Raw genomic sequence first — 25,347 nt, 5'->3', positions numbered from 1 at the left:
AAGGCGTGGCAAAAATGGCAATTACAGTAAAAGATGTCGCTAAGAAAGCGGGGGTTGCAACTTCAACCGTTTCGCGTGTCATTAACGATCATCCAAGTATTTCTGAATCGACAAAAAAGAAAGTTCGAAAAGTCATGGATGACTTAGGCTATGTGCCAAATATGACGGCACGGAATTTGGGTAAACGAATTTCAAGTGCCATTGGCGTAATTTTACCTCCTTTAGATTCGAAAGAACGGTTAGGGAATCCATTTTATTTAGAAATTATGGAAGCCATCAACGAGGAAGCCCGTCTTTACGATATGACTACTGCTATTGCAACTGCCAAAAGTTTTGATGTACTATTGGAAAACGTTAAAAGAATGCATCTTCAAAAACAAGTGGACGGTTTTATTCTTGTGTATTCAGATAGTAAGGACCCCGTCATTGATTACTTATATGAAAACAACATTCCCTTTACTTTAATTGGTCAACCTTACCAACATGAAACGGAAATAGTTTACGTGGATAATGATAATCAATTATTAGGGAAACAAGCGACGGAATTTTTAATTGAAAACGGTCATAAAAATATTTTATTTGTGACCAATACAACGCATGAAAGTTTGTACTTTGAACGTTACTTTGGTTATCAAAAAGCAATTATGATGCAAGGATTAACTGTTTTACCAAGCGTTGCGTTAGAAAAACCTGAAGATTACATGGCTTTCGATGACATTCTTCATCAAAATAATGCCACGGCGTTGGTGGTGATTGATGATATCTTTGCTTTGCGGACGATGCAACTTGCGCAAATCTATGGTTATCAAGTTCCTGAAACGTTATCCATTATTAGTTTTAACAACTCAATCTTTTCAACATTGACACATCCTTATCTAACAAGCATTGACATCGACACGTCAGAATTAGGTCGAATGGCGATGAAAAAATTATATGAATTAATCCACGAAGAATTGACGAATGGTGTCCGTCTCGTTATTCCTCACAAATTAATTAAGCGTGAAACAGTTATTCCTATTCATTAAAAAAGAAGCGTAAGCAGTTTAACACTGCTTACGCTTCTTTCTATGTGTACGCTCTTATTCGTATGTATTACTTTTATAAAATAACTTTTTGCGAAATTTTTTTCCAAAACGTTTCTTCTTTTGCATCAAATTGAGCTGGTTCCCCGTCAGACAATTTTTCATTTAATAATGATAATTTTTCTTGATGTTTTGCATACTCATCTTTTTTTATTAGCTCTAAACGATACGCACGATCCAAGATCGACTCTCGATAGTTAACATTCATTTTCGTTGCCTTCGCCATTTCTTACATTCCTTCCCAAAATAAATTTTCATTTTTTCGTTAAATTCTTCTATAATTATAACAAAAATATCAGAAAAATAAATATGAAACAAACGATAATTGCGAAAATTTTGTTTTTTCATGCAATTATCGTTCGATTATTTAAGAAATTAAAATTATTAACCAATAATTAATCAATCAGCAAACGCATTAAATGAACATCTAAAAATTCACCTTGGTCTGTTTTGGCACCCCGAGGCATAATTGCCTCTGTTTCAAACCCTAATTTTTTATAGACATGAATCGCTCGTTGATTGCGATCCTGTACCGTTAATTCCAAGCGACGAATAACATGACTTTCATGCGCCCAGCGAATAAGTTCTTCCATTAGGATACTGCCTAGTCCATAGCCCCAGTATTCTTTTAAAATACTAATGCCAATTTCACCAATATGCTCCATCCGCTTTTTAGAAGAAGCAGACACAGAAGCGGTGCCAATGATCGCTTCTCCCGCTAATGCCACCAATAAAACATTATTTGGCGATTCATAGAGTGTTGCTAGATTTTCAGCCAATTCTGTTGTCGACATGGCCATTCCTCGCTCATCCATCACCAAATAGGGCGTTTCACTCCCAATTTTTGACATCACAGATAGTAATTGATCCGCATCAGTAGGCACTGCTTCTCGAATAGAAAATGTTTGTTCAGTCATATTCGCGAGCCTCCCACGTTTTCAGAATCTCTGCTATTCTTTCTTCTGCCAATGGACCAGTTCCGCGGAATTCAAGAACTCTCTTGTCCGCTTCTTGAGAATCTTTATTTAAAATAATTTCTAAATAATCTTCTGGCAATTCTTCTTCAATCAAGCTGCCCCATTCTACAACGGATAGCCCATCTCCTTCAAAATACTCATCTAACCCTAATTCATCCGCACCCTCTTCAACACGATAGACATCCATATGGTATAACGGAAGTCGTCCTTGTGGATATTCGCGGATAATCGTATAGGTGGGACTTTTAATCATTTGGGAAATGCCTAATCCTAAAGCAATCCCTTTCGTCATTGTCGTCTTACCGGCCCCTAAATCACCAGTCAGGACAATTACATCACCAGCTTGTGCCTTTTGTCCAATGATTTTAGCAATCGCTTCTGTTTCCAATGGATTGTTCAGGACAATGTTCATTTTTTTGCCTCCCATCTGCAAGAATCTATGTATGAAAGTATACCGAAAATTCAATAAGTTGACTAGTGGCAGCTTCAAAAAAATAAAGTTGAGGCCCAAGTGTCCTGGGAACCTCAACTTCTACTTTGCTTATTTATCATGCTTCGACATAGTTAATTAGTCGTTCATTAATGTTTGAGCAGCTGTAATGATTGATAATTTATAAACATCTTCTTCGTTTGCACCACGTGATAAGTCAGAAACTGGTTTGTTCAATCCTTGTAAGATTGGGCCAATTGCTTCAAAGTTACCTAAACGTTGAGCAATTTTGTAGCCAATATTTCCTGATTGTAAATCTGGGAATACAAAGACTGTTGCTTCTCCAGCAACTTTTGAGTTGGGCGCTTTTAATTGTGCAACAGAAGATACATAAGAAGCATCAAATTGTAATTCACCATCAATCGCATATTCAGGTGCTAATTCTTGCGCAATTTTTGTAGCTTCAGCAACTTTTGTTACTTCTGGTGCTTTTGCAGAACCTTTTGTTGAAAAACTTAACAATGAAACTTTTGGTTCAATGTCAAATAATTCAGCTGTTTTGGCACTATCAACAGCAATTTCAGCTAATTCTTGTGCAGTTGGGTTCACGTTAATCGCGCAGTCTGAGAATAAATATCTTTCTTGGTCACGACCACGAATCATTAAGAAGGCACCACTTGTACGGCTTACGCCTGGTTTTGTTTTAATGATTTGTAACGCAGGACGAACTGTATCACCTGTTGAGTGGATAGCACCACTAACCATACCATCAGCAATACCCATGTAAGTTAACATAGTACCGAAATAGTTGACATCTTTTAAGATTTTTTCAGCATCTTCTTTAGTAGCTTTTCCATTACGGCGTTCAACAAATGCTTCGACCATTTCATCCCATTTTTCATAATCATTTGGGTTGATAATAATAAAGTTTGATGTGTTGATTCCACGAGCCATAGCAGCATTTGCGATATCTGTTGGATCACCAATTAAGATTGGTTCTACTAATTCATCAGATTTTAAGCGGGCAGCAGCACCTAAGATTCTAGGATCTGTTGCTTCAGGGAAAACAATTTTGATATTACGGCGTACGACTTTAAATTTTAAGCTATCGAATAATTCCACGATAAACCCTCCAGTTTTATATTTACAAAATCCATCATACACTATTCTCAAAGAAAATAACAGTTTTTTCTAGCTGTATTAGTCAAAAAAACCAATAATCCGATAAACTTTTCACAAACTAACTCTTCTACACTATAACAGCATACACTGTTACATTACACTGTTTCAGGAAGTTGCCAATCAATCGGCGTTTCCCCTAAACGTTCTAGAGCGGCATTCGCTTGAGAAAACGGACGTGAGCCAAAAAAACCACGATGTGCTGACAATGGACTTGGGTGTGGCGATTTGATAATCACATGCCGAGTCGTATCAATCATTTTAATTTTTTCTTGAGCAGGACGTCCCCATAAAATGAAAACAACGGGTTTTTCACGCTCATTCAACTTTTCGATAATGACATCTGTCAGTTGCTCCCACCCTTTACCTCGATGGGAATAGGCTTGACCTGCCCGAACGGTCAACACAGTATTTAATAATAACACGCCTTGTTTGGCCCAGCTTTCTAAAAAGCCATGGTTGACGGGTTGGTACCCTAAATCAGCTTGTAATTCTTTGTAAATATTCGCAAGAGATGGCGGCACTTTCACACCTGGCTGGACAGAGAAACTTAGTCCGTGTGCTTGATTGGGTCCATGATATGGATCTTGTCCCAAAATTACTACTTTTACTTCTTCAAAAGGGGTTAGTTCTAACGCTGAAAATAAATGATACATATCTGGATAAATCGTTTGTGTCTGATATTCTTTTTTCAAAAATTCCCGCAATTCTTGATAATACGGTTTTTCAAATTCAGCAGATAAAACGGTTTGCCAACTATTGTGAATAATTTCTTTCATAATGCTCACTCCTTCGCTCTCTAAGCATAACGAATTTCTCCAAACCTGACAAGAAATTTCTGGGTACTTTCTCTTGGAAAAACGTGGTAAACTATAGGTAAGCTTTAAATAGATAATGAGGTGTAGAGAATCGATGATTAAATTAATTGCTTCAGATATGGATGGAACACTTTTAGATGCAAAAATGAGCATCACAAATGATAACGCTTCAGCAATTCGCGAAGCGGAACGTTTAGGAATCGAATTTATGGTTGCTACTGGCCGCGCATATACCGAAGCGAAACCCGCGTTAGAAGAAGCTGGAATTGACTGCGCCATGATTACTTTAAACGGCGCCCAAGTGTTCGACAAAGATGGACACTCACTTTTCACGGCTGGGATCGAAAAAGAAACAGTAACAGAAGTACTAACTATTTTGAGTCAACACAATGTTTACTATGAAATCTCTACAAATAAAGGTATTTTTTCTGAACATCAAGAAAAAAGAATTGAAAACTTTGCCGCTCATATTGCAGAATCCATGCCCCATTTAACTTATAAAGTGGCGATTGCCATGGCTTCAGCACACCTATCTTTATTGCATATTACCTATGTTGATCGTTTAGACGACATTTTAAAAGATGATTCGATTGAAGTCCTTAAAATTATTGGCTTCAGTATGGATGGGCCGAAAGTATTAGGTCCTGCTGGGATGGAAGTAGAAGAACTAGATGATTTGGTTGTTACTTCTTCTGCGCTTAATAATATTGAAATTAACCACCGCCTAGCACAAAAAGGGATTGCGGTTGCGCGCGTCGCTAAAGAACGTGGGATTCCCGCTGAACAAGTCATGACTATTGGTGATAATTTAAATGATGTCAGCATGATTCAATGGGCCGGAGTAAGTTTTGCAATGGGCAATGCCGAACTGGAATTAAAAGAATACGCTAAATATGAAACAGCCACTAATTTAGAAAATGGTGTTGGCGAAGCCATCCTGCGTGCAATAAGAGAAGATTTGTAATAAGCACTACCAGTTACAGCACTCATTTATATATAGAAAGGAGATTGTGTCGTGTCTGAATTTTTTATTCAAGAACAACAGTTAGGAAAAGTTACGCGAACCATCGTGAAAGACCAAGCAGGCCGTTCACTTTTTCTATTGGTGGGGCGCTGGGGTACACGAGGAGATGCGCTTTCTTTATATGCAATGAACGGAGAAATTTTAGCCAGTATTAAACAAGTTTCTTGGACTTTTGGTACACGATTTGAGTTATATCAGCGTTTTGAAAAAGTGGGTACTCTACGAAAACTGTTCAATTTGAATGCTGATTTCTATTATGTTCAAGGCCTTCACTGGGCAGTTGTTGGTGATATCAAAGCGCATCAATATTCAATTTATCAAGTCCATAAAAAAATTATGTCAATGGATAAAACCATGCTTTGTACAGGCGACTATTTTGTTTTAACTGTTGCCAATGATGAGGACGCACCGTTGTGCATCTGTATAGCAGCTGTCCTTGACTACTGGTTATATAATAAGAAAAAACAAAAAACTTCCGATGATTTTGGATTAGATTTTGATCCTTTAACGGATTAATGAAAAATAACGAAGCTAAAGTGATTGACTTTAGCTTCGTTATTTTTACACTTCTTTTTGCATATGATTGTATAAGTGACCACTAATAGTCATTGTTGTGACATCTTTAAAGCCTTTACTTGCGTATAACTTTCTCGCCCCTGGATTGTCAAAATCAACATTTAGACCCAAGGCTTGCTTCCCGCTAGCTTTGGCTACTTCAGGTAAAGCATCTAATAACTTAGAACCAATTCCCATTCCACGGAAACGTTCATCCACAGAGATCGTGTCTAAATACCATTCATTAGGCAAGGTTTCTTCTTCAATAAATAGCCGAACATCTTCTGCTAAGCCATGTTTTTTAAAGACTTCTCTTAAAGGTTCATCAATAATCTTTTCATCTTCTGCAGGATAGCCGACAGCAATCCCTGCAACTTCACCTGCATGTTCATAAACTAAAATTCGTTGATAGCCATAGCGATAGGTTGGATACGCCGTTGCCTCTGCTAATAGGTCAATCATTTGTTCTTCTGAGACTTCTTCTAAAATTGGTAACTCCATATCTTTTAAAATAACTAAGACCAGCCGAGCAATCGCTTGACCGTCTTCTTTTGTTGCCGAGCGAATCATTGTAATTCTCCTTTACATTTAACTAAAAAAGAACTGGCTACTATCATTACTGACTTAGCCAATTCCTTTTATCTTGTCTTTAGTATAACAAATTTATTATTGAATTTCTACTGTAACCTGACGTCGTCCCCAAAGACGGCATTGGTCTACTGAATCAAAATGAACATCAATAATATTTCCTTGAATAGCGCCACCTGTATCCCCAGCAATAGCAAAGCCATAACCAGAGACTTTCACTAATGAACCTAGAGGAATTACACTTGGATCGACTGCAACTACATTGCTTTGTTTACTTAAGTCAATACCAGTAGCACTTAGATTACTCGCACCAGCTTCGCGCCAAGAATAAGCAGTCGATTCCATCTGAAGCACACGACCAGAGCCAGTTCCTGGTGTTGATGATTCACCTGTCGATGATTCTGGCGTTGATGACGATTCGGATGAACTAGCAGAACTTGAAGATTCAGTGCTACTGCTTTCCGTACTTGTAGAAGAGCTTGATGCTTGACTGCTTGACTTTTCAGCAGCTTCGGCTTCTAGTTTAGCCGCCGCATCTGCTTGCGCTTGTTTGTCGGCAGCTGCTTGTTTCTTCGCTGCTTCTGCTTTGGCAGTTTCTGCCGCACGTTTTTTCTGTGCCTCAGCTGCTGCTTTTTCGCTGACTAAGCGTTGTTGCTCTTTTTGTTTGTCTGTCGAAATTTGAGCCAATAATTCTTCATTATTCGCCATTTTTTCTTTTAACTCAGAGACTTTATTATTCATTGAAGAAGCTTCAACTTGTAATTTCTCTTCATTTTGTTTTAAAGTTGTTTGCGTATTTTCAACTTTTTCTTGTAATGCAGCTAATTTTTCTTTTTCGCTAGTTAAGCTTTCAATCTTTTCCCGTTCAAAGTTTTGTAAAACGGTCATGGCGTAGGCCCGATTAAAGAAATCTGATAAATTTTCTGCATCTAATAAGGCTTGCCAAGTACGTTGGTCGCCATTTAATTGAATATCCTTCATACGATCGCCAACAGCTTCTTTACGACGAGAAATATTTTTTTCTGTTTTTTCTATTTCCTCTTTCGAAGTTTTCAACGTATCTTCCGCTTTTGAAATTTGCGTTTTTAAACGTTCGATTTCCGCATATTTAGCATTTACATCGTCTAAGGCTGAATTGATTTCTTTACTAATTAACTCCCCAGATTGTTTCGCTTGCGCTTCTTTTTCTTGCAACGAATCAAGTGATTCTGCTGCCGCAGCGACTGGAAGTCCAAAATTGATAAGCATCATTGTTGTTAAAAATGGTATCAACTTTTTAACCTTCACTAAATCCAACACCTTTCCTAACTTATCTAAAACACCTACTCATTATACTAGTCAGGAGGGCTTGTTTTATTTCAATCATGTTACAATTTGTTACAATTTAAATGCAACTCTTTTTTTATCCTGCGTTTATTCATTAGTCCATTTCTATCTCAATTCTTTAAGAATTTCTTAAGACGCCTTAAAAACTAGCTTTTGACGATTTTTCTTTTTTTCATCCCATTAGACCATTGATTGAAATATTTTGTAATATTTTTTGTTAATTATTGGCCCTTTTTCTTCAAATCTTCTAAGAGATGCCGAACTTCTTTGGAATTTTTAATGTTTTTTAAAGTTAGTTTTGGGTAATTGTTAATAAAACGACGTTGTTGGAAATTTAACCGATTTTGGAAATGCTCTTTTTTGGTTCGTTCTTTTAACTTCTGCCAATCAGCTGTAGCGATTTCCATTTTTGTGTTCAACCGTTGCTTAAATTCTTGTTGGTTCGTTTCCAACGTTTGGCCCATCTCGGTAATAAGTTTTTTGAAACCTTGCATGTTCAGCAACGTATAAATTAAGTCAAGCCCCATTACAATCACTATGCAAAGTGCTAAGTAGTTGCCAAAGGTTGCTTGTAAAAAGCTGACAACTTTGGCGATTTCTGGTTGAATAACTTTGACAATCAAGACACACCCCAATCCCCAAAAAAGAGAAACTGGTAAAGCCACGCGACCGTTTAAATTAAAAGGTACATCATGATAATCCCACCAAGAGGCATGGAACAGTTTTTCCAAGCCATAACTAGTGACATATTCTAAAATCGTCACTAAAACAGCCGATCCGACATACAATACCAAGAGATTGTTCTCAAAGGGTTCCACAAAATAGAGAACGCTTAAGACCCCAAATCCATAAATAGGACAATAGGGCCCTACCAAAAATCCTCGATAAACAAATTTTTTAGCTTTTAATGAACAATACACCGTTTCCCATAACCAACCGATAAAGGAATAAATAAAAAATAACAAAATAACCTGACTCATTTTTTCCACGTTTCTGTCACACTCCACTTCTTTGCGCTTTTCTTCTATTTTACCAGAAGTTGAGAAAATGTAGCGAACAACTTTCTTTCATTGAAAGATTAGGCTACAATGAGAGCAGCAAAGGGAGGAATCTTATGTTTGGTTTATTGAAATACGCAAAAAATTATCGAAAACAAATTATCCTCGGTCCAGTCTTCAAATTTTTAGAAGCTTGTTTCGAGTTAGTCTTGCCCTTATTCATGGCTCACTTAGTCGATGTCGGTATTCGTCAAAACGACCGACAGACTGTCATAGAAATGGCCCTCTGGATGCTTGTTATGTCGTTAGTTGGTTTATTTTTTGTCATGATTTGTCAATATTATGCTTCAGTCGCTTCGCAAGGTTTTGGGACGGAGCTAAGAAATCAATTAATGAAGAAAATTAATCAGCTTTCACACAAAGAATTGAATAGTTTTGGTACAGATACCCTCATCACCCGGATCACAAACGATATCAATCAGCTTCAATTGGCTTTAGCGATGTTTATTCGGTTGGTCATTCGGACACCTTTTTTAAGTATCGGTTCTGTGGTCATGGCTTTTTACATTGACGTGCAGATGGGCTTTCTTTTCCTATTACTTTTACCAATTTTTAGCCTTATTCTCTTTATTATCATTAAAGTGACTGTGCCTTTATATCAAAAAGTCCAAGAATATTTGGATCGGTTAAACCGTCAAATTAGTCAAAATTTAAGCGGTGTCCGTGTAATCCGTGCGTTTGCTAGAAAGGAAACAGAGCAACGACATGTTGATAAGGCTTCCGATGATTTAGGCGATATTTACATTCGCGTATCGAATGTCTCTGCTTTATTAACACCTTTAACCACTTTGATTATGAATGTTGGAATTTTATTTTTACTTTATTTTAGTGGCTTAAAAGTTTCTTTCGGTTCCCTGCAACAAGGGGAAGTTTTAGCATTGATCAATTATATGAATCAAATGATGCTCGCTTTAATTGTTGCTTCTAATCTCGTGGTAATTTTTACGCGAGCCGCCGCTTCCGCAAACCGTGTCAATGAGGTTTTAACTGTAGAAAGCCAGTTAACAGATACACCAGAATCAGCAAAAACATCTCCACAATTTGGTGATATTACCTTTGACCATGTAGATTTTCGCTATGAACCAGAGGCCGGTTTGGCTTTGGAAAATATCAATTTCACGATTCCTAAAGGCTCAATTCTCGGCATCACAGGACCTACCGGCAGCGGGAAAAGTACCTTAACCCAACTCATTCCCAGATTTTATGATGTGAGTGCAGGAAACCTTTTTATTAATGGTATAAATGTGCGCGATTGGCCGCTCTTTACTTTACGCCAACAAGTGGCAAGTGTCCCACAAACTGCCGTCTTATTTACAGGGACTATTCGAGAAAACTTACAATGGGGCAAACCAAATGCAACTGATGAAGACTGTTGGGAAGCATTAGCTATCGCCCAATGTAAAGAATTTGTTGAACAATTAGACCAAGGGTTAGACACGCCTGTTAACGAAGGCGGAAAAAACTTTTCTGGTGGACAAAGACAACGGTTGACCATTGCCCGTGCCTTGATTAGGAAACCGCATTTACTTATTTTAGATGATTCCTTGAGTGCCCTCGACTATCAAACAGATTTGAATCTGCGCCGTGCTTTACAAAAAGAACGAGCAGAGACAACCGTTATTTTAATTTCACAACGCGTGAGCTCGATTGCTACGGCGAATCAAATTTTAGTCCTAGATAGTGGAAAAGTCGCTGGCCTTGGCACCCACGAAGAATTACTTACTTCTTCTAAAGAGTATCAAGAAATCGTTGCGTCACAGGAGGAGGATACCCATGCAAACTAAAAAAATTCATTTTGGCGCCTTCTCACGTTTTAAGCCGTACTTACTACACTATCCAAAAGAAATTATCGGCGCCTTAATCCTAGGAATTCTCAGTGGTTTTTCGACTGTCCTCATGACTTATTATATAGGTAAATCCGTTGATACAATGGTTGGTAAAGGACAAGTCAATGCTGCGCAACTCATCAAAATTTTAGGTTTATTAGCAGGAATTTTACTCGTAACCGTTCTAAGTCAATGGCTGATTCAACGTCTCGGTAATCGCGTGTCTTATTTATCGACCACACAGCTGAGAAAAGATGCCTTTGCCCATTTAAATCAATTACCGTTAAGTTATTATGACCAAACGTCACACGGAAATATCGTCAGTCGCTTTACCAACGATATTGACAATATTTCAATGGCTTGCTCGGCTGTCTTCAACCAATTATTTTCTGGCATGGCCACCGTCGTTGTTGCTTTGCTCTTTATGATTCGGCTAAGTCCCCTGCTCACATTAGTGGTTCTTATCAGTACGCCGATTATTTTTATTGTAAACTGGCTTGTTGCAAAAGCTTCACAAAAAAACTTTGCTGCACAACAAACGATTGTTGGTGAAATTTCCGGCTTCGTTTCAGAAATGGTTGGCAACCAAAAAATTGTTAAAGCCTTTCAACAAGAACAAGCTACACAAGAAACATTTGAAGCATTGAATCAAACGTTGTATGAAAAAGGACAGAAGGCTCAGTTTTCTTCCTCCTTAACCAACCCACTTTCTCGATTTATCGACCATTTATCTTACTTATCGATTGGATTAGTCGGTGGCTTGTTAGTTTTAAGTGGCAATCCTTTAGTCACAGTTGGTGTTATTTCCAGTTTCACCATTTACTCTAGTCAGTTTTCTAAACCTTTTATTGAACTCTCAGGAATCACCAACCAAATCCAAGCAGCCTTAGCTGGATTGGAACGTACTTTTGATATGATGGATCAACCAGTTGAACGTCCTGATGCCCCGAACGCAATTGTTTTGAAAGAAGCGCGAGGCCGTGTTGAATTTAAAGACGTTGATTTTTCTTACACGCCGACGCGACCTTTAATCGAAAACTTTAATTTAATTGCTGAACCAGGAGAAACAATTGCCATTGTTGGGCGAACCGGTGCGGGTAAATCAACATTAGTGAATTTGTTAATGCGCTTTTACGAGGTCGACCATGGTCAAATTACGGTTGATACTCACGACATTACTCAAATTACTCGGGACAGCTTGCGAAAAAGTTTTGGTATGGTTCTCCAAGATACTTGGCTATTCGATAGCTCCATTCGGGAAAATTTAACGTACGGAAATCCTGAAGCCTCTGACGAAGAAATTATAGAAGCCATGAAAAAAGCCCATATTTTTGATTTCGTCATGCGTTTACCTCAAGGACTAGATACCGAGATTGGTTCCCAAGGCGTTAAAATTTCTGAAGGACAACGACAATTAATGACTATTGCACGCACGATGATTAGTAATCCGCCAATGCTTATTTTAGATGAAGCGACCAGTTCAGTTGATACGTTGACCGAGCAAAAAATTCAGGATGCTTTTTTACAAATGATGACTGGCCGGACCAGTTTTGTTATTGCCCATCGCTTAGCAACAATCAAAAGTGCTGAAAAAATTCTAGTTATGGACAATGGTCAAGTAGTTGAAATTGGCACCCATGACGAATTATTGCAAAAAGAACAGGGTTATTATCGTGACCTTTACGAAGCACAGTTTAATCAAAAAGCACAATAAAAAAGAGTCACTTTTCTGGGATGATGAAAAGTGACTCTTTTAATTTTAAATTTATTGATCTAATTCAGATAATGGCTTTCCAAATAAACGTTTAAAGGGAATTTTATTGCCTAAATAATAAGTGGCAATTACTTGAATAGGAAAGAAAATAACTGTTTTAATTAAGCGTGGCACCCACCAAGCAAAATTTGCTAGATTGACGCCATACATTAAACTTAACCACAAAGGAGTTAAAATGATATTAATTAAAACGGTGACCAACAATGTCGCCAAAATCACTCGTTGCCATGTCATTTCTTTCTTATAATAGAAATAACCATAAATAGCACCAGCCAAAAAGGCATTTAAAGTAAACCCAGGAAAATAGCCTGCCTTTGGAAAAAGCAACATTCCTACCACATCAGCCACCGCCGTGCCGATTCCAGCCCAAAAAGGTCCGAAAATCATCCCAATCAATGATTCTGGGATAAACGTGAAACTGATTTTTAAAAACGTTGTTTCATACGCAAAAAAGCGTGAAAAGACAACGACCACCGCAATGAGTACGCCCATTAACGCAATGGATTTTGTGCCAAATTTTTTCTTTGTCATTTTTAGCATCTCCTCTAAGAGCTGCTACATGACGAACCATGCAGCGAATGCGAAAACAAAACCGCGAACATTAAAAAGCTGAACGTGTTGTTCTGATGATAAGCAAAGTAAGAACCTTTACTTTCTAGCAACACACTGTTTATGTTCTTCGTCCAAAAGGCAACATCCCATCCTTTTAGCACTTAACGCTTTGTCTCCTACTCTGTTATTTTATTTGGACAAAAGTCCTCATAAAATATACCACAAAATAGTCAAAATAACCATTAAGGTTCTCTAAAAAGCTAACGGTCGACGATCCCCTTCATGGATGACCTCACGGAAGTCCGCAAACCCCGCCTCGACACCTCTCAAAAGAATTTCAGCACTGCCGATATTGGTCGCTAAAGGAATTTCATAGACATCACTTAGACGAATCAAAGCCGTCACGTCTGGTTCATGCGGTTGCGCGGAAAGAGGATCTCTTAAAAAAATAACTAAATCAATGTTGTCTTCTGATATCATTGCGCCAATCTGTTGATCCCCACCTAATGGCCCCGATTTAAAGCAATGCACGGGTAAGCCAGTTGCTTCCATCACTTTCATGCCTGTCGTCCCTGTTGCATACAATTCATGTTTTTCTAAAATATGTTTATAAGCGGTTGCTAGTTTGATCATTAATGTTTTTTTACGATCATGAGCGATTAAAGCGATTTTCATGTTATCCAACTCCTGTCTTTGTTATATTATAACAAAAGTTTATCGATAAATCCGCTGAGAGTGTTTGCCCTTTGTCACCTTGACGAAAAAGTCTTCTTTTTCTTGTGCAACTCTCCCTTGCTGAAAGATAGCGTTTTCATTTAAACTATGAGTAACAAATCAAAAAGAAAAGAGTGACTTATCAAATGGTGGAAATGGCGCTTAGAAATGTGTATAAAAAATATGACAATGCAGAACATTATTCTGTTACAGATTTTAACTTAGAAATTACAGACCGTGAATTTATCGTCTTTGTCGGACCTTCTGGTTGCGGTAAATCAACAACATTGCGCATGATTGCTGGCTTAGAAGATATTACTGAAGGTGAATTATCAATTGGGGACAAAGTCATGAATGACGTTGCACCGAAAGATCGTGATATTGCCATGGTTTTCCAAAACTATGCGCTTTATCCGCATATGACTGTTTTTGATAACATGGCTTTTGGTTTAAAACTAAGAAAATATGATAAAGCTGAAATTAAAAAACGGGTGGAAAATGCTGCGGATATTCTGGGCTTAACAGAGTACTTACAGCGTAAACCTGCGGCGCTTTCTGGTGGACAACGCCAACGTGTTGCACTTGGCCGGGCAATTGTCCGTGATGCCAAAGTCTTTTTAATGGATGAACCTTTATCAAACTTGGATGCAAAATTACGTGTAGCCATGCGTGCTGAAATCGCTAAACTACACCAACGTTTAGAAACTACGACAATTTATGTGACACATGACCAAACCGAAGCGATGACCATGGCTGACCGAATCGTAATTATGAAAGATGGCTTTATTCAACAAATTGGTTCACCAAAAGAAGTTTACAATACACCTAAAAATATGTTCGTAGCTGGGTTCATCGGCTCACCTGCCATGAATTTCTTCAAAGTTACCTTAAACAATGGGGTTATTTCTAACCAACATGGCTTAAAACTAGCAATTCCTGAAGGAAGAAACAAAGAGCTTGTTGAACATGGTTATGAAGGCAAAGAATTAATTTTCGGTATTCGTCCAGAAGATATTCATAGCGAACAAGTGGCTTTAACGGCAATGAAAGATGCGGTGATTAAATCTGAAGTCGTTGTTTCTGAATTATTAGGGGCTGAATCCATGCTTTATACAAAAATTGGTGATACAGAGTTTATCTCAAAAGTAGATGCTCGTGACTTCCACCATCCTGGTGAAATGATTGACTTAGCTTTTGATATTAACAAAGGACATTTCTTCGACCCTCAAACAGAAGAAGTCATTAAATAAAAAATCTCGAGGCATCCGTCACAATGACGGATGCCTCGATTGTTTCTCTTTATGCTAATTTAACCTTCTTCTTTATCACTTTGGGTTGTTTCGCTTCTGTAAAAGTTGGAATATCTACATGTTTACTTAAGGTACTTGCTAAAAAGTAGGCAATACTGAAATCCACCAAACTATGAATTAATCCACCAACGCCCATCAAAAGAAAAATAGAATACATGAAGCCAGCTGTATAATAGGTTCCTGGCAAGTTGCCCATTGTGTAAAATACAGAAACAACCACTAGCTCGGCAGCGGAATGAATCACTCCAATTCCCACGTTAAACAACTGTAATTTCCCATTTAATAAAGTGAATTTCCCCTCTTTATTGATTAAAATTTCTGGATGCTTTTGTAAAATCACTGCGCCAATGACTGCAAAAATCAAATGAGATAAGGCCCGCAAAGCAATAATCGGTGTTGCGGATAAGAAAAAACCAAAACCTGTTCCTAGACTAACCGCAATTGCCACCACTGGAGAAATAAACATGGCAATAAAAACTGGGACGTGACTTGCTAACGTAAAACTGGCTGGACCAATGGTAATTCTTGGCATAACCATTGGAATGATAATCCCCATTGCAATTAAAAGTGCTGAAATTGTTAAACGTTTTACTGAGTTTGTTTTCATTAAAACTGCCTCCTAAAGGTGTCATGACACCTTTTGTTTTTCTCAAGTGTAGCTGAACAGCCGCAATGTGTCAAGACACATAAAAGAACTTTCTGTTATTTCTCATAAATAACAGAAAGTTCTTTTTTATACTGGTTTATTTTTTTCTAAAGCATTACTTAAACGAGCGAATTCTTCTAAAGACAATGTTTCACCACGTCTAGAAGGATCAATTTCTGCTTCAGCTAGGCTCTCTTTTAGCCAAGCCACCGTTTGTTCATCTTTCCCATAAAAATGCGTTAAGTTATTCCACAATGTTTTACGTCTTAATTGGAAACTGGCTTTGGTTAATTTGAAAAATTCTTTTTCATTGGTCACTGTCACTGCTGGTGTAGCACGGCGCGTCAATTTAATAATCGCCGAGTCAACATTGGGCTGCGGCACAAAAACTGTTTTTGGCACAATAAAGGCGACACTTGCTTCCATAAAATATTGGACAGCAATTGATAATGAGCCATAAGCTTTCGTTCCTGGTTTAGCAGCAATTCGATCAGCGACCTCTTTTTGCATCATCACAACCATTTCAGCTACATCTAAAGAAGATTCTAAAAAATGCATCATAATTGGCGTAGTAATATAGTAAGGTAGGTTAGCCACCACTTTAATCGGATACTTCTCTTGAAAAACTTGGTTGGTTGTCTCGACCAAATCAGCTTTTAAAACATCTTGATGCACCACTGTTACATTATCATAGCGACTTAAGGTATCTGCTAAGACAGGAATCAAGCGATCATCAATCTCAAAAGCCACAACTTGTGCCGCGTTCATCGCTAATTGCTCTGTTAATGCACCAATTCCAGGCCCGACTTCGACAACATTTGTCTGCTGATTAATTCCCGCTGTTTCTACAATTTTTCTTAAAATATTAGGCTCTGTCAAAAAATTTTGACCTAAACTCTTTTTAAATGAAAATCCATGCTTTTTTAGTATTTCTTTGGTTCTGGATGGTGTGGCAATTTCTTTATAGTCCGTCACGCTTGTTCCTCCATGTAGTTATTCTTCGTTTGCAAGTTCTTTTAAAATACGTGTCATGCTTTCTTTCAATTCTGCTTCTGTAATCCGAAACATGCTTAACCGTTTGACTAACTGTTTGCTATTTGTATAGCCAATTCTTAGGTCATCTCCTAATAATTCACGGTATTTTTTTGCATTTGCTCCCGCTATTAAACCATATTCAACTAGTGTTTGTCTAGGAATTTCTTGATAGTCCTCACCAGCTTGAACAGGTGTTACGACTTTTTTTAAGGCTTCAATAATTGCTTCATCACTAGCATGTTCAACCCCTAGGCTACCGCCATTTTTTTTAGGCACTGCAACTTTTCTTGATAGAAAAGCATGCTTTGCATCAGGAACGACTTCCATTATTGTTTTACGAATTTTTTCGCCCGAATAATCTGGATCTGTAAAAATAATCACGCCTCTCGTTTCTTGTGCGTGTTCAATTTGTGTCAAAATTTCATCATTGATAGCAGAACCAATCGTTTCAATCGTATCCGCTTCAACTACCTCTTGAATGTGGCGTGTGTCGTCTTTCCCTTCAACGACAATGATTTCTGCAACTTTCATTTTTTCTTTCATTTATCTATCCGAAACAAGCGATGAGCGTTGACTCTCGTTTGTTCTGCCACTTCTTCAAAGGTTAGTTGTCGTAATTCAGCAATTTTTTCCACTACGTATCGTGTATAGCCTGGTTCATTCCGTTTACCACGATAAGGAACCGGGGCTAAATAGGGTGCATCTGTTTCCACCAACATTCGTTCAAGTGGTACCGCCATCGCCGCTTCTTGAACATCCAACGCTTTTTTAAACGTCACGACCCCACTAAAAGAAATATGCAGACCTAAATCTAAAAATTTCTTCATCCACTCGGCATCACCACTGAAACTATGCATGATTCCACCAATATCTGAAATTTTTTCATCTTTTAAAATTCGATAGGTATCTTCTAATGCCTCTCTCGTATGCACACTAAACGGTAAATTCATTTCCCGAGCAATCGCAATTTGACGGCGAAAGACTTTTTCTTGCACCTCTTTAGGATCCTCCATCCAGTAATAATCAAGACCGATTTCACCTAATGCGACAATTTTTGGCAACGTTAATTGTTCTTGTAATCGTCGTTCAACCTCTGGCGTATAGCTACCCGCTTCTGTTGGATGCCAACCAATGATACTATAAATATTGGCATATTCCTGACTAAGTAAAAGAGATTTTTCAATCGTTGGTTCATCAAAACCGACCACGGCCATCTCTGTAACACCCAATTCTTGGGCATGTGCAATCGTTTCTGGAATATCATCATTAAATTGTTCTGCATTCAAATGTGTATGTGTATCAAAAATCATTATGATTGCCTCCTTTATCTCCTCTCTACTTTATCATATTTCTTGAAAAATCTGAATGACTAGGCGACAAGATTCGCCATTTCCTCATAAACAGCGCTTGCATTTATGCTAAAAGTAACGTATACTATTCAGTCATGTTATTAAAAGGAGGAATCTCCATGACCGATGAAAAAATTTATGAACAACAGCATTTAACAACGGTTTATCATGAGCTGCAAGCGGCTAAAAAAGTTTACGAAGAGCAATTGGCGAACACAATGAAAGATGGCAAACATATGCTAGAGGAATTTGGTCGCGATTCTAAGCTGAATTTTGATAGTTATGCCGATAATCTAGAAACGTTTGCCATGTTGGAAATGAAGAACCGTGAAATTGATCAGTGGAACTTAAAAAATGAAGCAACGGCTAAAAATTTAGACAAAGTGAAACGCCTATTACAAGTTCCTTATTTTGGCAAAATTGGCGTGACTTTTGAAGACAGCCCTGAAGAGCCAGAAAACTTTTATATTGGCGTAAACGATTTTACTTCTTTAGAAGAAGAAACGCGCATTCACGATTGGCGCTCACCGATTGCTTCGTTATTTTATGATAATGTTTTAGGGAAAACAGCCTACACGGCACATCAACAAACCATTCCTGTACAACTTGATTTGAAAAGACAGTTAATTATTGAAAAAGATCAATTAATCAACTATTTTGACACAACCATTGCGATTCAAGATGATGTGTTATTGCATTCTTTAGAAGAAGATGCTTCTCCTTATATGAAGGACATTACGACAACCATTCAACAAGAACAAAATCAAATAATTCGTGACGAAACGCAGCCACTCCTACTAGTCAACGGGATTGCTGGTAGTGGGAAAACGTCTGCGATTATGCAACGGATTGCTTATTTACTTTATCAACATCGAGCAGAAATTACAGCGGATAATATTTTATTACTTTCACCAAATTCAACATTTATTGATTATATTTCTCAAGTTTTACCGAATTTAGGCGAACGAAATCCCTTGAATTTGACTCTTTTACAATTTTTACGCTTCACTACCAAAGAAGCATGGCCAATGGAAGAAGAAACGGACTATTTCGAACGCATTACTCGCTCTGAGGCAACGGAGCAAGAGCACGTTATTCGTTCAAAAGAATTTGCAACGTTTCTTTTAAGCAATCCTGAAAAAGCGGTTGTGCAGCCACATTTTTTCCGTCCTTTAACTTTTAAAAAGCAGACCTTATTTACTTCAGAAACAATTTTTAAACTTTATCAAGAAACACCAGCTGACTTGAGTATTCGCCAACGAATTTCAGCCACAAAAGAAAAATTAACCAGTCTTTGGACACGGTACTTATTAAAACAAGCCCATTCTAAAAAAATGTTGGATCAATTCCAAGATTTAACAGAAGCTGAACAAGTTCGTTATTTTGGCACAGTGATTACCGAAGATAATGAAAAACATCTGGCTGATTTTGCTTTAAAACGTTTGAAGAAAAAATATCGCTCTATCACTGCCGCTATTAAAAATGATGCTTGGCTAGATCAATGGGCCTTTTTTGAAACGTTTTATTCTTTATTCACTGAAAAATCGTATCAAAAAGAGACAGCTGTTTTCACAGCCGATGAAATTGTGGCCCTTATTTTGGTGAAACATGCATTTATTGAAAACCTCGCCAACCAGCAAATGGCTTTTATCCTAGTCGATGAAGTCCAAGATTATACAGAAGCCCAATTATTATTACTGCTGACACTTTTCCCTAAAGCTAGTTTTACTTTAGCTGGTGATGAAAATCAAGCCATTTTTAATACAGCCATTGAATTTTCTGAAGCCCATGATTTATTGGTTAACGAAACCAGCCGTTCTGTTGGAACCTATCAATTATTAAACAGCTATCGTTCAAGTAAAGAAATTACACGACTCTTCCAAACCTTAGGCACTCAACCAGAGCAATTAACCATTGTGCCCATCCGGCATGATGGAGAAAAGCCGACATTTATTCCTTGTGACTCTGCGTCTGACTATCTTAAAGCAATCGTCACTTCCATTGCAACTTTTGATCCGAAAGAAAGCACCGCCATTATTACTAAAACTTTTGCAGAAAAAGAACAATTAACAAAAGAACTTAGTGCTTCTCTTTCATTGGAAGAACATCCGTCACTGCAAGTTTTATCAATTGATATGGCAAAAGGTCTAGAATTTGATAATGTAATTCTTCATAACCCAAATGTTAATCGTTATTCCGACAATAAACGAGATAAAAAAATCCTGTATACTGCTATTTCTCGTGGAATGAAACGGGTCGTTTTACCTTATACCGGCACACTTTCTGAATGGTTTACACCTTACTTGGCAGCCCAGTAACTGAGACTTAAGGCGGATTTTATTTTTAGAAAAACCACTTATAATAGACGAGTAGGCACTGCTTTTTAATTAGCAGACCTACTCGTTTGTTGTCTCTTAAGTTGAGAGGAGCGTGAGAAGGTGAAACAATCACCTGATTTAGAAAATTTTTTAAAAACCTCTATCCAAAAAAATGTAACTATTGAGCGAAAACAACAAAACCAAACCATTTGGCACTGGCTACTGCTTATTTTATTTGGCTTACTAACTTTTGGCTCACTGACACAGCAGTTACTCCTAATTGGCTTGTTTACACTTATTGCCGCTATTGTTAAAGGTCCCTTAATGCTCGTCTGGGGAACCATCTATTCGGCGTTAGTGGCTTTGTTTCCACCTTTTGCTTTAGTCCTATCTTTACTTTTTTTTATAATTAATTTAGGCACCGTTATGAAAAGTTGGCGGATTACTTTAACAAGTGCTTACTTTTATCTAATTCCTTTAGGTTTTAGTCTCTTGAAAACGACCGACTGGGTATCAACGCCTTATTTCCTGACAGGCTTGGCTTTGTTAAGTATTTTAGGACTGCATTTTATATTAGAGTGGCTCTATAAAAATAATAGCTTAGGCCGTTTACTCACGTGGCAAATTATTAGTGTCCCTTTTTCACTCTTACTGATTATTTTACCAAGTCGCCTAACGAAAGGCCGTTTTGGTAAAAAACGAATACCTAAAAAAGTGAAACTCTAAAATAGAAAAGCCTAGGAAAAATCGCAAATGATTTTTTCTAGGCTTTTCTTCGATTCTTTTAATTTAAAAATTCGTTGATTTTCGATTTTAGGACGTCGATAAAACTGGAGAAAGAGAGTTCATTTGTTTGTGAATATGTCCAATGAGCCAATAACAGAAAAACTAAAATAACCAGTATCGCAACCACTAAAAAGGTTCTAATTCTTGCCCTTCTTTTTCTACGTTGAACTGTTAGCCGTGCTTGTTCCCTTACTCTCATAGCTTCTAAATAATACGGACGCCATTTAGGATCATTTTTTCGTTGCTCATAAAACTTAAATTTATGATAAGCCATCAAACTTCCCCCACATCAAATCACTTTTCTTCTAGTATACAAAAAAAGTAGTAAAGATAAAAGGTTACAATTTACCTTTTATCTTTACTACTTATGCTTTTATGCGATTCCTGCACCATTTGGCATTTCTTTTGGTGCTTCAACAATTTGAAGTTTCCCTTCTGGTGATTCAGCTGAAAGAATCATTCCTTGGCTAATTTGACCACGCATTTTTCTTGGTTTTAAGTTAGCCACAATGACTACTTTTTTGCCAATTAGCGCAGCTGGATCTGGATAAAATTCAGCAATACCTGAAAGAATTTGACGATGGTTTTCATCTCCAGCATCTAAACGGAATTGCAATAATTTATCTGCTCCTTTGACTTTTTTACAGTCAATAACTTCGGCAACTTTTAATTCCACTTTATCGAAATCATCGTACTTAATTTGTTTTTCTTTCGTTGAAACCAAAGTTGTTTCTTCTGGATTCCATTTAATATCCTCTTCTGTAGCACTTTCGCTTTGGGACATTTTCTTTTGAATATACGTTACTTCTGTTTCAATTTCTAAACGTGGGAAAATAGGTGTTCCTTTACTTGTTACTGTTACGTCTGTTGGGAACTCACCAAAATGAATATTTTCCATGTTCATTGTTTCTGGATCTAAGCCTAATTGTTCGAAAATTTTCCCTGGTGTTTCTGTCATGACTGGTTGCAATAAGATTGCCACAATTCGTAAGCTTTCCGCTAAATGGATCATGACACTTTCTAATTCGTTGCGTTTCTCTTCTTCTTTAGCTAATACCCAAGGCGCTGTTTCATCAATATATTTATTGGCACGAGAAACTAGCGTCCAGATTTCTGCAATGGCCGTGTTAAATTCCATTTTTTCCATTGCTTCATGATATTTTCCAATAACATTCGCCGCAGTTGTCGATAGTTCACTATCAAATGGGGTAACTTTTGAAGCATAGGCTGGTACTTTGCCATCACAATATTTATTAATCATCGCAATTGTTCGATTCAACAAGTTTCCTAAGTCATTAGCTAAATCATAATTTAAGCGAGAAACGAAATCTTCTGGTGTAAAGACGCCGTCACTACCAAATGGAATTGCTCGTAATAAATAGTAACGTAACGCATCTAGACCGTAGCGTTCTACTAACATTTCAGGGTAAACAACATTTCCTTTAGATTTAGACATTTTTCCGTCTTTCATCAATAACCAACCATGTCCAAAGACTTTTTTCGGTAATGGTAAATCCAAGGCCATTAACATAATTGGCCAATAAATCGTATGGAAACGCACGATTTCTTTCCCAACCATTTGCACGTTCGCAGGCCAATATTTTTGGAATAATGAATCATCTTCTGAGCCATAACCTAGTGCTGTAATATAGTTTGATAACGCATCAATCCATACGTAAACCACATGTTTTGGATCATTTTTTAATGGAATTCCCCAAGAGAAAGTCGTTCTTGAAACGGCTAAATCTTCCAATCCTGGTTTGATGAAGTTATTTAGCATCTCATTTTTACGAGATTCTGGTTGAATAAATTCTGGATGTTCTTCGTAATATTGTACCAAGCGATCCGCATATTTACTCATGCGGAAGAAATAGGATTCTTCTTTAACTAATTCGACTTCGTGACCACTTGGTGCTTTCCCACCAATGACATTGCCTTCATCGTCACGATATACTTCAGCTAATTGTGTTTCAGTGAAAAATTCTTCATCAGAAACTGAATACCAACCTTCATATTCTCCAAGGTAGATATCTCCTTGTTCTACTAAACGATCAAAAATTTGTTGCACGGCTGCCATGTGATAATCATCCGTTGTCCGAATAAATTTATCATAGCTGATATCTAATGTTTTCCATAATTTTTGAACATCTGCTGCCATTTTATCAACGTACTCTTTTGGTGTCACATTTAACTCAGCAGCTTTTTTTTCAATTTTTTGGCCATGTTCATCCACACCTGTTAAATAAAATACATCAAAACCCATTAAACGCTTGTAACGCGCCATTGCATCGCAGGCGATTGTTGTATATGAATTCCCAATATGTAACTTCCCACTTGGGTAATAAATTGGGGTGGTAATATAAAATGTTTCTTTCTGTGACATACAGAAAAAACCTCCTTTAGTCATTTTCCTAAACCCTCAGGATTTACTCCTAAACAGTATACCATAATTAGACATTATTAAACTATATTTCTTGTCGGTTTTCTCTTGAAAATGAAGAAAATGCCAGAAAGAAAAGAGAGAAAGACCTGTCTAATTGACAAGTATTCCTCTCTTTTTTTGTTCATTTTTATTCTTTTGTCTCGAAACGAACGATACTATGGTGTCGTCCATAAAAGAAATAAATAGCCAAACCAATCACTACGGCTATGCCAAATACTTGCCAAGTAGCTAAAGACAATTGGAACATCAGAGCCGCACAAACCACGATTGAAATTAATGGTAGAACCGGCACAAGAGGCACTTTAAATTCACCTGCTTGCGGTTCTCCTTTCATTGTCCGTAATTTGATAATTCCTAAAGCGAGAAACATCAGATAAAAGAGTGTCACGATATTTGTAAGTTCAGCCAACATCTCCATTGGAACAATCCCAGCAAAAACCATTGCTAAAAATCCAGCTACATAGGTTGCATTCTTAGGTGTGTGCCGCTTCTCATCGATTTTGCTCATAAACTGCGGCAATAATCCATCTTTACTAATCGCATAAATCACACGGGCTAAACTGTACATCATCGCAATCGTCACTGTTAATAAGGTTAAAATAGCACCAACTGAAATGATTGTCGCAATTGCGCCATGATTAATGAAGCGCATCGCAAAAGCCACCGGATCCTTGACCCCTAAATCCGTAAATGGAACAATCCCAGTTAAAACTAACGTAACAACAATATATAATAATGTTGAAATAATAATGGAACCAATAATCCCTTTTGGAATATCTTTTTTCGGATTCTTCACTTCCTCCGCGGCCATGCTAACCGCATCAAACCCTAGAAAGGCAAAGAAAACTAAAGCAGCACCACTGAAAACGCCTGAAAAACCATAAGGAATAAATGGTTGCCAGTTCATTGGTTTCACATAAAAGATCCCAACGAGAACAAATAATAAAATAATCCCAAACTTCACGAAAACCATTAAGTTATTTAAACGTAACGCTGTTTTCGCTTCTAAGGATACCCAAAAAGTTACAGCTACAACGACCAACATGGCAATCAAATCAATATATGTACCATTTGTTGGATTATAAGCGCCACTTAACGCTTGCGGCAAAGAAAAACCTAAGCTATCCAAAAAGCCATGGACATAGCCTGACCAACCTGAAGCAACGGATGAAACCGCCAAGAAAAACTCACAAATAATCATCCAACCAGTCATCCAAGCCACAATTTCTCCAAAGACCACATACATGTAGGCATACGGCCCGCCAATGACCGGAATACGTGATGCAAATTCTGCATAGCATAAACCAGATAAAATAATCGCGGCTGCTGCTACCAGAAATGATAAGACGAGCCCTGGACCTGCATAGCGTTCCGCTGCGACACCTGTCACAACAAAAATCCCTGTTCCTACTACAGCCCCAATTCCTAGAAAAATTAAGTCCATCGTCTTAAGATTTTTTTTCATCCCACCACTGTCATTGACAGGCACAGTGATTTCTTTTTTTCTGAAAATAGACATGTGTTTACCCCCGTAAAAAAAATAAGCGTAAATAAACT

At 37.6% G+C, this 25,347-nt stretch carries 25 protein-coding genes and 1 riboswitch; of the genes, 8 read left to right on the top strand and 17 right to left on the bottom strand.

The features are described from left to right. Positions 1 to 14 precede the first annotated feature (14 nt). The gene (gene bopD / locus IGL23_RS03690; protein ID WP_033595154.1) at positions 15 to 1,025 is read left to right on the top strand and encodes a LacI family transcriptional regulator BopD; all 1,011 of its coding nucleotides are present in this window, start codon (positions 15 to 17) and stop codon (positions 1,023 to 1,025) included. Positions 1,026 to 1,098: 73 nt separating this feature from the next. Here bopD and IGL23_RS03685 read toward each other — a convergent pair whose 3' ends face one another. The 5 genes from IGL23_RS03685 to IGL23_RS03665 all read right to left on the bottom strand — a co-directional run bounded on the left by IGL23_RS03685 (position 1,099) and on the right by IGL23_RS03665 (position 4,447). After that, positions 1,099 to 1,308 carry a hypothetical protein gene (locus IGL23_RS03685; RefSeq protein WP_002355840.1) on the bottom strand — a complete coding sequence of 70 codons (210 nt, stop codon included), beginning with the start codon at positions 1,306 to 1,308 and terminating at the stop codon, positions 1,099 to 1,101. A gap of 169 nt (positions 1,309 to 1,477) precedes the next feature. Continuing rightward, positions 1,478 to 1,999, bottom strand: coding sequence for a GNAT family N-acetyltransferase (locus IGL23_RS03680; RefSeq protein ID WP_002366315.1), 522 nt, complete (start codon positions 1,997 to 1,999; stop codon positions 1,478 to 1,480). Next, complete coding sequence (gene tsaE, locus IGL23_RS03675) at positions 1,992 to 2,486, bottom strand: tRNA (adenosine(37)-N6)-threonylcarbamoyltransferase complex ATPase subunit type 1 TsaE (RefSeq protein ID WP_002387026.1); 495 nt, start codon at positions 2,484 to 2,486, stop codon at positions 1,992 to 1,994. The genes IGL23_RS03680 and tsaE overlap by 8 nt, the downstream gene beginning before the upstream one ends. A 141-nt stretch (positions 2,487 to 2,627) precedes the next feature. After that, complete coding sequence (pta, locus tag IGL23_RS03670; RefSeq protein WP_002355836.1) at positions 2,628 to 3,611, bottom strand: phosphate acetyltransferase; 984 nt, start codon at positions 3,609 to 3,611, stop codon at positions 2,628 to 2,630. Between the two features lie 155 nt (positions 3,612 to 3,766). Then, complete coding sequence (locus IGL23_RS03665; RefSeq protein WP_002363309.1) at positions 3,767 to 4,447, bottom strand: uracil-DNA glycosylase; 681 nt, start codon at positions 4,445 to 4,447, stop codon at positions 3,767 to 3,769. A 133-nt stretch (positions 4,448 to 4,580) separates the two neighbouring features. Here IGL23_RS03665 and IGL23_RS03660 point away from each other — a divergent pair, with 133 nt between their 5' ends. Both IGL23_RS03660 and IGL23_RS03655 read left to right on the top strand, forming a co-directional pair. After that, positions 4,581 to 5,450, top strand: a complete 870-nt coding sequence (locus IGL23_RS03660; protein WP_002383369.1) for a Cof-type HAD-IIB family hydrolase — start codon at positions 4,581 to 4,583, stop codon at positions 5,448 to 5,450. Positions 5,451 to 5,501: 51 nt separating this feature from the next. Continuing rightward, positions 5,502 to 6,026, top strand: a complete 525-nt coding sequence (locus tag IGL23_RS03655; RefSeq protein ID WP_002355833.1) for an LURP-one-related/scramblase family protein — start codon at positions 5,502 to 5,504, stop codon at positions 6,024 to 6,026. Positions 6,027 to 6,071: 45 nt separating this feature from the next. Here IGL23_RS03655 and IGL23_RS03650 read toward each other — a convergent pair whose 3' ends face one another. The 3 genes from IGL23_RS03650 to IGL23_RS03640 all read right to left on the bottom strand — a co-directional run bounded on the left by IGL23_RS03650 (position 6,072) and on the right by IGL23_RS03640 (position 8,968). Then, entirely contained in the window at positions 6,072 to 6,635 is a 564-nt protein-coding gene (locus IGL23_RS03650; RefSeq protein ID WP_002355832.1) for a GNAT family N-acetyltransferase, read from the bottom strand. A gap of 96 nt (positions 6,636 to 6,731) precedes the next feature. Continuing rightward, positions 6,732 to 7,952, bottom strand: coding sequence for a 3D domain-containing protein (locus tag IGL23_RS03645; protein ID WP_002390388.1), 1,221 nt, complete (start codon positions 7,950 to 7,952; stop codon positions 6,732 to 6,734). Positions 7,953 to 8,200: 248 nt separating this feature from the next. Next, positions 8,201 to 8,968, bottom strand: coding sequence for a putative ABC transporter permease (locus IGL23_RS03640; protein WP_002387023.1), 768 nt, complete (start codon positions 8,966 to 8,968; stop codon positions 8,201 to 8,203). 125 nt (positions 8,969 to 9,093) lie between these two features. Here IGL23_RS03640 and IGL23_RS03635 point away from each other — a divergent pair, with 125 nt between their 5' ends. Beyond that, positions 9,094 to 10,821, top strand: coding sequence for an ABC transporter ATP-binding protein (locus tag IGL23_RS03635; RefSeq protein WP_002363303.1), 1,728 nt, complete (start codon positions 9,094 to 9,096; stop codon positions 10,819 to 10,821). Next, positions 10,811 to 12,577 (top strand): ABC transporter ATP-binding protein, encoded by a 1,767-nt coding sequence (locus IGL23_RS03630; RefSeq protein WP_010707764.1) that lies wholly within the window; start codon positions 10,811 to 10,813, stop codon positions 12,575 to 12,577. Before IGL23_RS03635 ends, IGL23_RS03630 begins: the two co-directional genes overlap by 11 nt. Before the next feature lie 51 nt (positions 12,578 to 12,628). On the opposite strand, the gene IGL23_RS03625 is transcribed toward IGL23_RS03630, so the two are convergent. Both IGL23_RS03625 and mgsA read right to left on the bottom strand, forming a co-directional pair. Further along, positions 12,629 to 13,177 carry a folate family ECF transporter S component gene (locus IGL23_RS03625; protein ID WP_002385065.1) on the bottom strand — a complete coding sequence of 183 codons (549 nt, stop codon included), beginning with the start codon at positions 13,175 to 13,177 and terminating at the stop codon, positions 12,629 to 12,631. Between the two features lie 30 nt (positions 13,178 to 13,207). Further along, positions 13,208 to 13,375, bottom strand: a riboswitch (THF riboswitch). Positions 13,376 to 13,441: 66 nt separating this feature from the next. Further along, the gene (mgsA, locus tag IGL23_RS03620; RefSeq protein WP_002355823.1) at positions 13,442 to 13,864 is read right to left on the bottom strand and encodes a methylglyoxal synthase; all 423 of its coding nucleotides are present in this window, start codon (positions 13,862 to 13,864) and stop codon (positions 13,442 to 13,444) included. A gap of 185 nt (positions 13,865 to 14,049) precedes the next feature. Here mgsA and IGL23_RS03615 point away from each other — a divergent pair, with 185 nt between their 5' ends. After that, positions 14,050 to 15,153 carry an ABC transporter ATP-binding protein gene (locus IGL23_RS03615; protein WP_002355822.1) on the top strand — a complete coding sequence of 368 codons (1,104 nt, stop codon included), beginning with the start codon at positions 14,050 to 14,052 and terminating at the stop codon, positions 15,151 to 15,153. Between the two features lie 49 nt (positions 15,154 to 15,202). Here IGL23_RS03615 and IGL23_RS03610 read toward each other — a convergent pair whose 3' ends face one another. The 4 genes from IGL23_RS03610 to IGL23_RS03595 form a co-directional block, all read right to left on the bottom strand. Then, a complete protein-coding gene (locus IGL23_RS03610; RefSeq protein WP_002355821.1) occupies positions 15,203 to 15,820 on the bottom strand; it encodes a hypothetical protein in 618 nt (205 codons plus the stop codon). 126 nt (positions 15,821 to 15,946) lie between these two features. Further along, complete coding sequence (gene rsmA / locus IGL23_RS03605; protein WP_002358849.1) at positions 15,947 to 16,834, bottom strand: 16S rRNA (adenine(1518)-N(6)/adenine(1519)-N(6))-dimethyltransferase RsmA; 888 nt, start codon at positions 16,832 to 16,834, stop codon at positions 15,947 to 15,949. Between the two features lie 18 nt (positions 16,835 to 16,852). Then, a complete protein-coding gene (gene rnmV / locus IGL23_RS03600) occupies positions 16,853 to 17,437 on the bottom strand; it encodes a ribonuclease M5 (RefSeq protein ID WP_033595152.1) in 585 nt (194 codons plus the stop codon). Continuing rightward, positions 17,434 to 18,204, bottom strand: a complete 771-nt coding sequence (locus tag IGL23_RS03595; RefSeq protein WP_002358846.1) for a TatD family hydrolase — start codon at positions 18,202 to 18,204, stop codon at positions 17,434 to 17,436. Before IGL23_RS03595 ends, rnmV begins: the two co-directional genes overlap by 4 nt. Before the next feature lie 134 nt (positions 18,205 to 18,338). On the opposite strand from IGL23_RS03595, the gene IGL23_RS03590 reads away from it, so the two are divergent. Then, on the top strand, positions 18,339 to 20,561 hold the full coding sequence (locus IGL23_RS03590) for a HelD family protein (protein WP_016630153.1): 2,223 nt from the start codon (positions 18,339 to 18,341) through the stop codon (positions 20,559 to 20,561). A gap of 120 nt (positions 20,562 to 20,681) precedes the next feature. Continuing rightward, positions 20,682 to 21,287 carry a hypothetical protein gene (locus IGL23_RS03585; protein ID WP_002383359.1) on the top strand — a complete coding sequence of 202 codons (606 nt, stop codon included), beginning with the start codon at positions 20,682 to 20,684 and terminating at the stop codon, positions 21,285 to 21,287. Between the two features lie 58 nt (positions 21,288 to 21,345). Here IGL23_RS03585 and IGL23_RS03580 read toward each other — a convergent pair whose 3' ends face one another. From IGL23_RS03580 to IGL23_RS03570, 3 genes are all read right to left on the bottom strand, one after another. Further along, positions 21,346 to 21,621 carry a hypothetical protein gene (locus tag IGL23_RS03580; RefSeq protein WP_002361374.1) on the bottom strand — a complete coding sequence of 92 codons (276 nt, stop codon included), beginning with the start codon at positions 21,619 to 21,621 and terminating at the stop codon, positions 21,346 to 21,348. A gap of 99 nt (positions 21,622 to 21,720) precedes the next feature. Then, positions 21,721 to 23,730, bottom strand: a complete 2,010-nt coding sequence (metG, locus tag IGL23_RS03575; RefSeq protein ID WP_002355813.1) for a methionine--tRNA ligase — start codon at positions 23,728 to 23,730, stop codon at positions 21,721 to 21,723. A 187-nt stretch (positions 23,731 to 23,917) separates the two neighbouring features. Further along, positions 23,918 to 25,309, bottom strand: coding sequence for an amino acid permease (locus IGL23_RS03570; RefSeq protein ID WP_016615620.1), 1,392 nt, complete (start codon positions 25,307 to 25,309; stop codon positions 23,918 to 23,920). Positions 25,310 to 25,347 lie beyond the last annotated feature (38 nt).

This window comes from Enterococcus sp. MSG3299, from assembly GCF_050555765.1.
Lineage (GTDB): Bacteria > Bacillota > Bacilli > Lactobacillales > Enterococcaceae > Enterococcus > Enterococcus faecalis.
Note: the sequence above shows the minus strand (reverse complement) of the source record. Positions and strands in the feature narration are given on the sequence as shown.

Coding starts and splice junctions, on each gene's coding strand:
- bopD (WP_033595154.1), top strand. CDS start 15: ATGGCAATTACAGTAAAAGATGTCGCTAAGAAAGCGGGGGTTGCAACT.
- IGL23_RS03685 (WP_002355840.1), bottom strand. CDS start 1,308: ATGGCGAAGGCAACGAAAATGAATGTTAACTATCGAGAGTCGATCTTG.
- IGL23_RS03680 (WP_002366315.1), bottom strand. CDS start 1,999: ATGACTGAACAAACATTTTCTATTCGAGAAGCAGTGCCTACTGATGCG.
- tsaE (WP_002387026.1), bottom strand. CDS start 2,486: ATGGGAGGCAAAAAAATGAACATTGTCCTGAACAATCCATTGGAAACA.
- IGL23_RS03665 (WP_002363309.1), bottom strand. CDS start 4,447: ATGAAAGAAATTATTCACAATAGTTGGCAAACCGTTTTATCTGCTGAA.
- IGL23_RS03660 (WP_002383369.1), top strand. CDS start 4,581: ATGATTAAATTAATTGCTTCAGATATGGATGGAACACTTTTAGATGCA.
- IGL23_RS03650 (WP_002355832.1), bottom strand. CDS start 6,635: ATGATTCGCTCGGCAACAAAAGAAGACGGTCAAGCGATTGCTCGGCTG.
- IGL23_RS03635 (WP_002363303.1), top strand. CDS start 9,094: ATGTTTGGTTTATTGAAATACGCAAAAAATTATCGAAAACAAATTATC.
- IGL23_RS03630 (WP_010707764.1), top strand. CDS start 10,811: ATGCAAACTAAAAAAATTCATTTTGGCGCCTTCTCACGTTTTAAGCCG.
- IGL23_RS03625 (WP_002385065.1), bottom strand. CDS start 13,177: ATGCTAAAAATGACAAAGAAAAAATTTGGCACAAAATCCATTGCGTTA.
- mgsA (WP_002355823.1), bottom strand. CDS start 13,864: ATGAAAATCGCTTTAATCGCTCATGATCGTAAAAAAACATTAATGATC.
- IGL23_RS03615 (WP_002355822.1), top strand. CDS start 14,050: ATGGTGGAAATGGCGCTTAGAAATGTGTATAAAAAATATGACAATGCA.
- IGL23_RS03610 (WP_002355821.1), bottom strand. CDS start 15,820: ATGAAAACAAACTCAGTAAAACGTTTAACAATTTCAGCACTTTTAATT.
- rnmV (WP_033595152.1), bottom strand. CDS start 17,437: ATGAAAGAAAAAATGAAAGTTGCAGAAATCATTGTCGTTGAAGGGAAA.
- IGL23_RS03595 (WP_002358846.1), bottom strand. CDS start 18,204: ATGATTTTTGATACACATACACATTTGAATGCAGAACAATTTAATGAT.
- IGL23_RS03590 (WP_016630153.1), top strand. CDS start 18,339: ATGTTATTAAAAGGAGGAATCTCCATGACCGATGAAAAAATTTATGAA.
- IGL23_RS03580 (WP_002361374.1), bottom strand. CDS start 21,621: ATGGCTTATCATAAATTTAAGTTTTATGAGCAACGAAAAAATGATCCT.
- metG (WP_002355813.1), bottom strand. CDS start 23,730: ATGTCACAGAAAGAAACATTTTATATTACCACCCCAATTTATTACCCA.
- IGL23_RS03570 (WP_016615620.1), bottom strand. CDS start 25,309: ATGTCTATTTTCAGAAAAAAAGAAATCACTGTGCCTGTCAATGACAGT.